Origin of the sequence: Streptomyces sp. NPDC005784, from assembly GCF_042871525.1 — a bacterium.
Lineage (GTDB): Bacteria > Actinomycetota > Actinomycetes > Streptomycetales > Streptomycetaceae > Streptomyces.
In genome coordinates this window covers 63,435-75,017 of record NZ_JBIAIQ010000017.1, presented here as the reverse complement: position 1 = coordinate 75,017, position 11,583 = coordinate 63,435, and the positions used below count along the sequence as shown (strand labels likewise).

The following is an 11,583-nucleotide window of genomic DNA, read 5'->3' as shown; positions in this document are numbered from 1 at the left end:
CCGGCCGGCGTCACATCGCCTCATTCACACCATACGGACATGAATCGACGGCCCTCCGGTTGCACGACGCCCCCCTCGGCATCGTTCATGGGCGGGCCCCCAGCCCCCCACGGTCGCAACCGGCCCTACCCCCAACTGTCTCAACTGCCCTAAATCGACAGTCCTTTGCAGCACAGGGTTCTATGCCGTCCGTCATGATCGCAAGATGCGAAACGCGGTGTTAACCGGTCATACGCGTTTATTGGGACGCGAGTACGAAAAGGGGACCCGATGCCGGCTCCGGTCCGGGCTTCGGTCCCGGCTCCGGGTCGGCGGGCCGCCTCGCGGGCATGACGAAGGGCCCCCTCGTTCTCGCGAGGGGGCCCTTCGGTCGGTGCGCCGCCAGGGACTCGAACCCCGGACCCGCTGATTAAGAGTCAGCTGCTCTAACCAACTGAGCTAGCGGCGCCTGCTGACGCGAAAACTCTACCCGACCCGCGGGGGTGCTTCTGACCGGGCCGGAGGCTCCACGGCGGGCGGGAGGCTGTGGGGCGGGCAGGGGGTGGTCCCGTACATCATTCGGACCGTCAACGTGCGACAGCGGATGACAGTTGAGAAACTGACGAACGTGCAGAATTGCGGACATTTCCATCTTGAGTACGAGGGGAATCGCATGAAGACTCCGGTATTCGAGGAACTCGATCCCGCGAGTGACTGTGATTGCCCCGGATGCGTTCACCGGCGGCGCGACCTGCCCTTTTCGTCGCGGCTCGGGGGGTCCGGCCCCCTGGGCCGTCCGGCGTCTCTCGCTCACGTCCTCGGCCTCGCGGGGATGGCGCGAACCCCCGTGGCCCTCGCGCTGGCCGCCACGGCGGGCACCGTCCTCGGCGCGGTGCCGGCGGTCGCCGCCGTGCACGGACCCGCCCGGCCCGGCGTTCCCCCGGTCGACGGGTACGACACCACCCCCCAGGGCCACCGGGCACCGTTGCACGGTCCGGCGGGGAAACCGGCGCTGCCGGTCAGGCCGGGGAAGGCGGTCAGGGCACCCGCCACCACCCGGGCCGAGATCTACAAGCGGGTCATGACATGGATCAATGCGCAGGTGCCGTACAGCATGGACGACTACTGGCGGGACGGGTACCGGCAGGACTGCTCCGGCTTCGTCTCGATGGCCTGGAACCTGCCGGGCAACGAATGGACGGGCAGCCTCGACAGCTTCGGCGTGCGGATCACCCGGGACCGGCTCCAGCCGGGCGACATCCTGCTCTTCCACAACCCCGACAACCCCGAGAAGGGCTCGCACGTCGTCATCTTCGGAGGCTGGACGGACTACACGCACACGCAGTACGTCGCCTACGAGCAGACCCCGCCGCACACCAGGAAGCGGTCCACCCCGTACGCGTACTGGACGAACTCGGGCCACTACGTGCCCTATCGCTACAAGGGGATCACGGAGGGCGCGGGCGGTCCGCTGCCGTCCACGTCGACCCGCTATCCGGGGGCCGCGTACTTCGGGACCGGCGCGAACAACGCGTACGTCACCCAGCTCGGCCGGCTCCTGGCGGACCGGGGCGGGCGCCGCTTCTACACCAAGGGACCGGGGCCGCGCTGGTCTGCCGCGGACCGGCGGGCCACCCAGGCGTTCCAGCGGGCGCAGGGCTGGACGGGGGCGGACGCGAACGGGCTGCCGGGGCCGAAGACCTGGTCGTACCTGGTCGGGAAGAAGGGCAGGAACATCCCCGCCGTGACGGCGGGCCCGGGCTCCTCGCACACCGTGCCCGGCTATCCGGGGCGCGCGGTGTTCCGGCCCGGGGCGAACGACGCTCATGTCACCCAGCTCGGAAAGCAGCTGGTCAAGAAGGGGTTCGGCACCTACTACAAGACCGCCCCGGGGCCGCGCTGGGGCGAGGCGGACCGGCGCAACGTCGAGGCGTTCCAGCGGGCCCAGGGCTGGCGCGGCGGGGCGGCTGACGGGTATCCGGGACCGGAGACCTGGCGGCGGCTCTTCTCCTGAGCAGGCCGGGTCCACCACGGCTCGGGAACACACTTCCAGGCGCGGAGGCATGGAGGCAGCTATGAGTACGACGACGTCCGACATCCCGGAGCCCGAGGGAGCGCCCTCGGTGGAACCCCGGTCCGACACGGCGGCCGAGTGCGGCGGCGGCCACCGGTCCGGCCGGCTCATCCAGAACGAGGCGACCACCGAGATCCCCGTCCATCTGCTCTTCCGTGACGACCCCGACCCGGTGTCCGTGCCGCTCGCACCCGCCGTCGTGGGCCGCCGGCGCGGCACCGGCGAGCAGCCGAGGATCCGGCGGCCGGCGCCCGGCAGACCTCCGCGCCCGGTGCCGGAGGTAGACCCCGAGCTGGTGGAACGGCCCGCAAGGGTGCTGCCCGGAGCGGCGGGAGTGCTGGCCGGGGCCTGTGGTGTGGCCGGATGTGCCCTCACCACCTGGTGGGCGGGTGTGCTGCCGCCCGCCGTGGCGGCGGCGCTGGAGCTGCACGCGCGCATGGGCGCCGGGCTCGGACCCGCGCAATGGGCTGCGTACGCCGGGGCGGGCGCCCTCGGTCTGTTCGGCTTCGGCGGTCTCGCTCGCGGCCGGACCGGGCGGGCCTGGGTGCTCGGTCTGTTCGGGCGCTATCGCGGCACGGTCCGGCGCACCGGTCTGATGTGGATCAACCCGCTCGTGCTGCGCCGCCGGGTCGACGTGCGGCTGCGGCACTGGCGCAGCGAGCCGATGTCCGTGGTCGACGCGAACGGGGTCGAACTGCGGGTGGTCGTGCTCGTCGTGTGGCGCGTCAAGGACACCGCACGGGCGACGCTCGCGGTCGACGACCACAGGACGTATCTGCGCGAGTGCGTGGAGGCGGCGCTCTCGCGTGTGCTCTCCCAGTTGCCGGCCGAACTGCCGCCCGCCGTGATCAGGGACCTGACGCTGCGCAACACGGACGCGGTCGGCGAGGCGCTCACCCGGATGGTGGCCGCGGACACGGCCCCGGTCGGCCTGGAGGTGTTCTCCGCGCAGCCGACCCGGATCGAGTACGCGCCGGAGATCGCCGCCGTGATGCAGCGCCGCCGGATCGCGGCCCTGGACGCCCAGCACCGCGACAGCGTGCTCGGCTCGGTCGTCGACTCGGTGGAGGACACGGTGACCCGGCTGACCCTGCGGGGGCTGGTCGAACTGGACGACTACGAGCGAAAGGCGTTGGTGAAGGACCTGACGGTGGCGTTCTGCACAGGGCGCGGGGAGGTGTCCTCGTAGACCGCCGGGAGGTGTCCGCCCGGACGACCGGGAGGTGTCCGCGTGGATCGCCAGGAGGTGTCCGCCCGGATGACCGGGAGGTGTCCGCGTGGATCGCCAGGAGGTGCCCTCGTGGATCACCGGGCGGGGCGGACAGGTCCGCTATTGGTATGGACATGTTCAACTACCCGCAATAATCTGGTACTTGGTCTAGACCTGAACATCGCGCGCACAGCTCACGGGAACATCCCCCACGTCCTCCAGGAGCGGCAGCATGCGCACACGGACGAACCAGTCCCGCACCAGCAGAAAAGCAAAGTTGTACGCGGCGGCGCTCGGCCTCGCCACGGCGGGCACCTTCGTGCTCTCCACCGGCGGAGCCAGCGCCCATGGCTACACCGACCAGCCCCTCAGCCGACAGAAGATGTGTGCCGCGAACGGCGGCATCGTCGCCAACTGCGGTGACATCCAATGGGAGCCGCAGAGCGTCGAGGGCCTCAAGGGCTTCCCGGCGGCGGGCCCGGCCGATGGCCAGATCTGCTCCGCGAGTCACACGAACTTCAGCCAGCTCGACCAGCCCAGGACCCCGGCGGGTACGGCCTGGCCGACGACCAAGGTGACCGCGGGACAGACCTACACCTTCCGCTGGCAGTTCACCGCGATGCACGCGACGACCGACTTCAAGTACTTCATCACCAAGACCGGCTGGAACCAGAACCACGCGCTGACCCGCGCGGACCTGGAGACCACCCCGTTCCTGACGGTCCCCTACAACGGACAGCGCCCCCCGTCCACGCTCTCGCACACCGGCACCCTGCCGAGCGGCAGGAGCGGACACCACATCATCCTCGGGGTGTGGACGGTCGCGGACACGACGAACGCGTTCTACTCCTGCGCGGACGTCACGTTCTGAGGCCCCGCACGTCCAAGGCGGGTGTTCTGAGCCTTCCTTGAGGCGAAGACGCCTTCGGCGCGGGTATGTTCCCCGCACGTCGACTCGACCAGGTCGGCGTGCGGGGAGCTGTTTCCGACCGACGGGGGATCGTCATGAGTGTGTTCTTCTATGCCCTGCCCAGCCTGATCATCACCTTGATGCTGTTCGTGGCGGCCAAGGCTGTCCGCCGCTCGCTGGAGTTGCGCAGCGCCTGGAACAGCGGACTGACCGCGGAGGCGCGCTGTCTGCGCTCGTACACGACGGTCAGCGGGGGCGGCAACGACACCTCCGTCACCACGACGCTGCACCACGTCTACGAGTTCACCACGCGCGACGGCCGTGCGATCCGCTTCGAAGAGGCGAACGGCCGCCCGACGACCGTCGAGGGCGACATCGTCACCGTGCACTACACCGCCCAGCACCCCGACAAGGCGACGGCCCATGCGCCGAACCCGGTCAGGGTGGCCGTGGGCACCTTCGGCATGCTGGCGTTCTGCGGCGTGATCGTCGCGTTCTGTGTCGGCTTCATGGTCACGTACCACGAGATGTCCGCGGGCAGCGACGCGCTCTTCGGCGGAATCTGAGGCGCCGCCCGCCCGGGCTCGGATGCGTGCACCTCTCTACATCTGACGACACGTCAATTATCGTGCACTGCCATGGATTCCAGCAGGCGCACCGTCGGGGAGCTCGTGCGGGAGCGGTGGGGTGACCACCGGCCGGGGCTGTGGTTCGAGGGCGAGGTCATCAGCCATCACCAGGTGGCGGTGGGCGCGGCGGCGCGGGCGGCACTGCTCGCCGACCTGCTGCCACCCGGCGCCGAGCCGCATGTGGGGGTGCTGCTCGACAACACCCCCGAATATCCCCTGTGGTTGAGTGCCGCTGCCCTCGCCGGTGCCGCCGTCGCCGGGATCAACCCGACCCGGCGCGGCCCCGAACTGGCCCGCGACATCCTGCACACCGAGTGCCGGGTCCTGATCACCGAGCGGGCCCACCTGCCCCTCCTCGACGGACTCGAACTCCCGGGCGTACGTGTACTGGTGACCGACACGGACGCCTATGCCGGGCTCCTCAAGGCCTACGAGGGCGCGAAGCCGGACGCAGGCGGGGCGGGCCCGGACAGCCGCTTCCTGCTCCTCTTCACGTCCGGTTCGACCGGCGCGCCCAAGGCCGCGATCTGCACCCAGGGCAGGATCGCCGCAGCCGGACGCTCGCTCGTCGATCACTTCGGCGTGCGCGCGGACGACACCCACTACATCTGCATGCCGATGTTCCACGGCAACGCGGTGATCGCCGACTGGGCCCCCGCGCTGGCGGCCGGCGCGGGGATCGCGCTTCGGCGCCGCTTCTCGGCGTCCGGGTTCCTCCCCGACGTACGGTCCTGCGGGGCCACGTACTTCACCTACGTCGGCCGGGCCGTGCAGTATCTGCTGGCCACGCCCGCCCGTCCCGACGACCGTGACAACCCGCTGCGCAGGGGATTCGGCACGGAGGCCGGCGCGGTGGACGCGGCCGCCTTCGAGAAGCGCTTCGGGGCGCGGCTCATCGAGGGGTACGGCTCCTCGGAGGGCGGCGCCGCCATTCAGCGCACGCCCGGCACCCCGGCCGGGGCGATCGGACGGGCGGCGCCCGCCGACGACCTCGCGGTGATCGACCCGAGGACCCGGCTCGAGTGCCCGCCCGCCGTCTTCGCCGAGGACGGGCGCCTGCTCAACGGCGCGGACGCGATAGGGGAGTTGGTGAACCGCGGCGCCAGTCCCTTCGAGGGGTACTGGCGCAATCCCGACGCCGAGGCCGCCCGGCGCCGGGGCGCGTCACCCCGGCGGGGGGAGGGCGAGGCGGGCGTAGGTGAGGCAGGGGATGGTGAGTCGGGGGAGGTCGAGGCGGGGGAGGGTCGGGCGGGAAGGGGTGAGGTGGGGGAGGCCGGGGCGGGGAGGACTGAGGCAGGGAAGCGTGACGCGGTGGAGGCCGGGGCGGGGAAGGCTGAGGCCGGGAGACGTGAGGTGGGGGAGGGCTGGTACTGGACCGGGGATCTCTTCTACCGTGACGCCGACGGCTTCCTCTACTTCGCCGGACGCACCGACGACCGGCTCCGCGTCGACAGCGAGAACCTCGCCGCCGCGATGATCGAGAACATCCTCGCCCGGTACGCGGACGCCGCCGCCGTCGCGGTGTACGCCGTGCCGGATCCGGTGGCGGGCGACCAGGTGATGGCGACGCTGGCCCTGAAGGAGGGGGCCCGCTTCGACCCGCTGTCCTTCGCGGAGTTCCTGCTCGCCCAGCCGGACCTGGGCACGAAGATGGCACCCCGGTTCCTGCGGATCGTGGAGCGGATGCCGGTCACCGCCACCAACAAGATCCATCGGGTGGGCCTGAGGCGCGAGGGCTTCCGCTCCCCGGACCCGGTGTGGTGGCGGCCCCCGGGGGAGCCGGCGTACCGGCCCCTGACGCCGGCGGACCTGGACGGGCTGGTGACCCAGTACCGGGCGCGCGGCCGGGAGGAGTTGCTGACGCGGTAACTGCCCGGACGGTGCCCCGGAAGCACTCCCGCGCCCACCCGACGGCGCCCTCCCGCCCAGCGCCCCTGCCCGCTCCTCGTCCCCGGTGACCGCTCGCCCTCCGCCACCACTCGTCCCCCCGGTGACCGCTCGCCCTCCGCCACCACTCGTCCCCCCGGTGACCGCTCGCCCCCCGCCGCCACTCGTCGCCGCGGCGGCCGCTCGTTCCCCTGCGACCGTTCGCGCTCCGCGCCTGGGTCGCCGCGGTGTGCGGCTTCTCGGCGGGGGTTGCCGTGCTGCTCGTGCTCCGTGCCCGGGTGCTGCGGTCTGCGGCTTCTCGCCGGGGGTTGCCGCGCCGCTTGTGTTCCGTGCCCGGGCGCCGTGTTGCTCGTGCTCTGCGCCTGGGTCGCCGCGGTGTGCGGCTTCTCGGCGGGGGTTGCCGTGCTGCTCGTGCTCCGTCCCGGGTGCTGCGCCGCTTGTGTTCCGTGCCCGGGCGCCGTGTTGGTCGTGCTCCGCGCCTGGGTCGCCGCGGTGTGCGGCTCCGCGTCGGGGGTTGCCGTGCTGCTCGTGCTCCGCGCCTGGGTGCTGCGCTGTGCGGCTTCTCGGCGGGGGTTGCGGCGCTGCTCGTGCTACGCGCCCGGGTGCTGCGCTGTTCGGCTCCGCGCCGGGGGGCGCCGCGCCTGTCGTGGCCCGTGCCCGGGTGCAGGGCTGTTCGGCTTCGTGCCCGGGGCGCTGCGCTGCTCCTGCCCGGCTGCCGACCGGAGTTGTCTCCGTCGGGCGCCCACCGCAGGAGAGGGGGCGACCGGGGTGCGCCTGGCGCAGGACCCGCACCAGCGACTGTCGGCCGGAGTTGCCTCCGTGCACGACCCGCACCGCCGGGTCGCGACCGGAGGTGCCTCCGCGCAGTACACGGCCCGCCCGGTGTCGGTCGTACCGGACTGTCCGCGGAGGTGGGTGACGCGCGGCGGGCGTCTTTCGAACGACGGCCGAGTGAGGCATCCCTGCCGCTTTCCGCGGGGAGGATATCCGGGCACATGTGCCGAGAGGCCTGCGCGCCAGGGGCCCGAGCCGAGGGAAGAAGGGCGTTGCGTTGCCTGATCCGGATCGCGGACACGGAAGCCGCGGGGCGGTGTCGCCCCGGCTCACGTCCGTGCCGGTGACGTCGGCGACGACAGTGACGTCGGTGAAGCCAGGGTCCGGGCCCAGGCTGGGACTTGTCATGCCCCTGCGGTCCAGGCCGCCTCCTGGTCGGACCGTCGACCCGGCCGAACCGTGCGCCCGGCCGGACGGTCCGACGCCCCCCACCCCAACCCTCGACAACACCCGAAAGGCACTCATGTCCCCCACGCATGACACGCTCGACCGCGGACACAACGACGACCTGTTCAGCTTCGTCAGAGCCAGCCCCTCGCCGTACCACGTGGTGGCGAGCGCGGCGCAGCGCCTGGAGAAGGCGGGTTTCGCGGAGTTGCGGGAGCGGGACGACTGGACGGCCGGAGCCGAGGGGGGCCGCTACGTCGTCCGCGGAGGAGCGCTGCTCGCCTGGTACGTCCCGCCGGGCGCCCCCACCCACACCCCGTTCCGGATCGTCGGCGCCCACACCGACTCACCGAACCTGCGGGTCAAGCCCACGCCGGACACCGGCTCGGCGGGGTGGCGGCAGATCGCCGTGGAGGTCTACGGCGGTGTGCCGCTCAACACGTGGCTCGACCGCGATCTCGGCGTCTCGGGACGACTGGCCCTGCGCGACGGTTCGACCCGGCTGGTCTGCGTCGACAAGCCGCTGCTGCGGGTGCCGCAGCTCGCCATTCACCTCGACCGCTCCGTCAACGAGGGGCTCGCCCTGGACCGGCAGCGGCACATGGCCCCACTGTGGGGGCTGGGCGGCCCCCGGCCCGGGGCCCTGCTCGGCCGGATCGCGGACGAGGCGGGCGCCGACGCCGCCGAGATCCTCGGCTGGGACCTGATGCTGCACGACATCCAGCCGCCCGGATACCTGGGCGCGGACGAGGAGTTCATCGTCGCGTCGCGCCTCGACAACCAGATCTCGGTGCACGCGGGCGTGACCGCCCTGGTCGCCGCGTCCGGCGCCGCCCGGCCGCCCGCGTACATACCCGTGCTCGCCGCCTTCGACCACGAGGAGGTCGGCAGCGGATCGGAGTCCGGCGCCCAGGGGCCCTTCCTGGAACGGGTGCTGGGCCGGGCCGTGACGGCCCGGGGCGGCGGGGCCGAGGACTTCAACCGCGCCCTCGCCGGCGCCCTGTGCGTCTCCTCCGACATGTCCCACGCCGTCCACCCCAACTACGCCGAACGCCACGACCCGGACCACCGTCCGCTGCCCAACGGCGGCCCCGTGATCAAGGTCAACGTCAATCAGCGGTACGCCACCGACGGCACCGGTGTCGCGGCCTTCGCCGCCGCGTGCGAACGGGCCGAGGTGCCGTGGCAGCCGTTCGTCTCCCACAACGCGATGCCGTGCGGGACGTCGATCGGCCCGATCACCGCGGCCCGCCTCGGCGTGGCGACGGTCGATGTGGGCGTGGCCGGGCTGTCGATGCACTCGGCGCGCGAGCTGTGCGGGGCACGGGATCCGGGTCTGCTGGCGCGGGTGCTGACGGAGTTCGTCACGTCGGAGTAGGCCGGGCTCCCGGCGTCCAGGGGTCGTGCGAGGTTCCTTCCGGCGTCCAGCGGTCGCGCGCGAGTCCCGGAGTCCAGGGATCGCGCGAGGCTCCTCCCGGTATTCAGGGAATCGCGCGAGAGTCCCGGGACATGCGTGAAGGCCCCCCACGGAGTGGAGGGCCTTCACCAAGGTGCGCCGCCAGGGACTCGAACCCCGGACCCGCTGATTAAGAGTCAGCTGCTCTAACCAACTGAGCTAGCGGCGCATGACTCTCGCCTCCCGCTTCCGCGGGCGGCGACAAAAGAAATACTACCTGGTCCGCCGGGGTGCTTCCGACCACCCGCTCGACCGTGTGACCGGCCACCCGTCCGACCGCGCGACCGGCCCCGCCCCGGGCCGGCGGGTGAATCGGGCGGCCGGCCCTGTGTGGGCCCGGTATGCGCCCTGTGCGGGTCCGGTGCGGTGGCTGTCAGATCGCGAGGGAGAGCAGCACCGGGGTCGCTCCGCGGTTCAGCGTGTCCGCGGCGCGGCGGAGCCGGTGGGCGTGCTCGACGGGGAGGGAGAGGGCGAGACAGCCGACGGAGGAGCCGGCGGTGATCGGTACGGCCGCGCAGACCGTGCCGATCGCGTACTCCTGGAGGTCGAGCACGGGCACGGTGGCCGGCTGGGAGTCGAGGCGGGACAGCAGAAGCCGCTCGCTGGTGATGGTCCGCGAGGTGAGGCGGGCCATCTTGTGGCGGGCGAGGTGGTCGCGGCGGCCGTTGTGGTCGAGCTGGCCGAGCAGGCTCTTGCCGACCGCGCTGGCGTGCGCCGAGGAGCGGAAGTCGACCCATTCGTTGACCGCCGGGCTCGACGGGCTCTCCGCGTACTGGGTGACGTGCACCTCTCCGTCGATGTAGCGGCTGATGTAGATCGCGGCGCCGACCGAGTCGCGGAGCCGGTCGATCGTCTGCTGGAGTTTGTCGCGCAGGGCCTGGTCGCGGCCCTGCGTGGAACCGAGACGGCTCAGGGCGGCGCCGGTGACGTACGCGCCGTCCGTGACCTGCTCGACGTAACCCTCCCGGCGGAGCATGCGCAGCAGTGCGGTCAGCCGGTCGGCGCCGAGGCCGGCCTGGCGGGCGAGTTCGGCCTCGGTGACGCCGGTGGTGTGTTGCGACACCGTCTCCAGGACGTGCAGCGCGTCCTGGGCCGAGTGGTACGGCGCGGTCGGCTCGTTCATCAGCGCCACGGTTTCCCCCTGCGCTTCATGGCCCGGCTCAAAAATGACGTCGGTCCGGACAGCTGGGCTCACTCCACGATAACCGTCAAGCAGCCATCTGTGGGCGCCTGTTGACGAGATTGGTGGCGCGCTCCATGCCTCTCAGCAGGAACGCACCACCCTGGCATATGCCAAAGGCATCGCACCTCAGGCATGCCCCAATGGCCGGACCTCGCGCCTTCCGGTAAGTGCTCCCCCTCCGCCCCTCGTTCACTCCCGGACTTCACAGGACCGCGCCGAGGAATTCCCTGGTCCGCTCGTGCTCCGGATCGCTGAAGATCCTCTCCGGGGGGCCGGATTCGATGACATGGCCGGAATCGAACATCAGGACCTGGTCCGAGATGTCCCGGGCGAAATTCATCTCGTGGGTCACGCAGAGCATCGTGATGTCCGTGGTGCGAGCGATGTCACGCAGGACATCGAGGACCCCCGCGACCAGTTCGGGGTCGAGCGCGGACGTCACCTCGTCCAGCAGCAGTATCTGCGGCCGCATCGCCAGCGCGCGGGCGATGGCCACGCGCTGCTGCTGGCCGCCGGACAGCCGGCCCGGTCGCTGGTCGCACTTGTCCGCGAGGCCGACCAGGTCGAGCAGTTCCCGGGCCCGCTCCTCGGCCTCGTCCCGGGACAGGCCGAGGACGGTGACGGGCGCCTCGGTGACGTTTCTCAGCACGCTCATGTTCGGGAACAGGTTGAACTGCTGGAAGACCATCCCGATCTTCTTGCGGACCTCGCGGACCCGCTTCTCGTCGGCGGGGAAGAGCCGGTCCCCGGCGACCGTGATCGTGCCCTCGTCCGGCCGGGTCAGCGTCATCAGCAGCCGCAGGATCGTCGTCTTGCCGGAACCGGACGGGCCGATCAGTGTGACGTGCTTGCCGGAGTCGACGCGGAAGTCGAGCCCGTCGAGGACGGTGTTGTCCCCGAAGCGCTTGGTGACCTTGTCGAAGCGGATCAGCTCGCTGCCGTCCACCGGGGGATTGGCAAGGTCCTTCAGGGGGTCGGTCCCGGTGCTCGGGTCGGAGTTCTGGTCAGTGTTCGTGCCGGCGTTCGGGCCGGTG

At 71.6% G+C, this 11,583-nt stretch carries 8 protein-coding genes and 2 tRNA genes; 6 read left to right on the top strand and 4 right to left on the bottom strand.

Going from position 1 to position 11,583, the window contains the following annotated elements; all coding sequences use genetic code 11:
* Window positions 1–374: 374 nt before the first annotated feature.
* Window positions 375–448: transfer RNA gene (locus ACFYR3_RS25325), tRNA-Lys, on the bottom strand.
* A 204-nt stretch (window positions 449–652) separates the two neighbouring features.
* Between ACFYR3_RS25325 and ACFYR3_RS25320 the strand changes: the two genes are divergently transcribed.
* From ACFYR3_RS25320 to ACFYR3_RS25295, 6 genes are all read left to right on the top strand, one after another.
* Entirely contained in the window at window positions 653–1,993 is a 1,341-nt protein-coding gene (locus tag ACFYR3_RS25320) for a peptidoglycan-binding protein (RefSeq protein WP_355850981.1), read from the top strand.
* A gap of 61 nt (window positions 1,994–2,054) precedes the next feature.
* The gene (locus ACFYR3_RS25315) at window positions 2,055–3,242 is read left to right on the top strand and encodes an SPFH domain-containing protein (RefSeq protein WP_355850978.1); all 1,188 of its coding nucleotides are present in this window, start codon (window positions 2,055–2,057) and stop codon (window positions 3,240–3,242) included.
* Between the two features lie 253 nt (window positions 3,243–3,495).
* Window positions 3,496–4,134, top strand: coding sequence for a lytic polysaccharide monooxygenase (locus ACFYR3_RS25310; protein WP_355850975.1), 639 nt, complete (start codon window positions 3,496–3,498; stop codon window positions 4,132–4,134).
* A gap of 134 nt (window positions 4,135–4,268) precedes the next feature.
* Window positions 4,269–4,739, top strand: a complete 471-nt coding sequence (locus ACFYR3_RS25305) for a DUF3592 domain-containing protein (protein WP_355850972.1) — start codon at window positions 4,269–4,271, stop codon at window positions 4,737–4,739.
* 72 nt (window positions 4,740–4,811) lie between these two features.
* The gene (locus tag ACFYR3_RS25300) at window positions 4,812–6,671 is read left to right on the top strand and encodes an AMP-binding protein (protein WP_389284784.1); all 1,860 of its coding nucleotides are present in this window, start codon (window positions 4,812–4,814) and stop codon (window positions 6,669–6,671) included.
* Window positions 6,672–7,986: 1,315 nt separating this feature from the next.
* Window positions 7,987–9,288, top strand: a complete 1,302-nt coding sequence (locus tag ACFYR3_RS25295) for a M18 family aminopeptidase (RefSeq protein WP_389284783.1) — start codon at window positions 7,987–7,989, stop codon at window positions 9,286–9,288.
* Between the two features lie 173 nt (window positions 9,289–9,461).
* Here the strand turns inward: ACFYR3_RS25295 and ACFYR3_RS25290 are convergent.
* The 3 genes from ACFYR3_RS25290 to ehuA form a co-directional block, all read right to left on the bottom strand.
* Window positions 9,462–9,535, bottom strand: a tRNA-Lys gene (locus tag ACFYR3_RS25290).
* Between the two features lie 204 nt (window positions 9,536–9,739).
* Complete coding sequence (locus ACFYR3_RS25285; protein WP_389284782.1) at window positions 9,740–10,498, bottom strand: IclR family transcriptional regulator; 759 nt, start codon at window positions 10,496–10,498, stop codon at window positions 9,740–9,742.
* Window positions 10,499–10,751: 253 nt separating this feature from the next.
* Window positions 10,752–11,519, bottom strand: coding sequence for an ectoine/hydroxyectoine ABC transporter ATP-binding protein EhuA (ehuA, locus tag ACFYR3_RS25280; RefSeq protein WP_355851042.1), 768 nt, complete (start codon window positions 11,517–11,519; stop codon window positions 10,752–10,754).
* Between the last annotated feature and the right edge of the window lie 64 nt (window positions 11,520–11,583).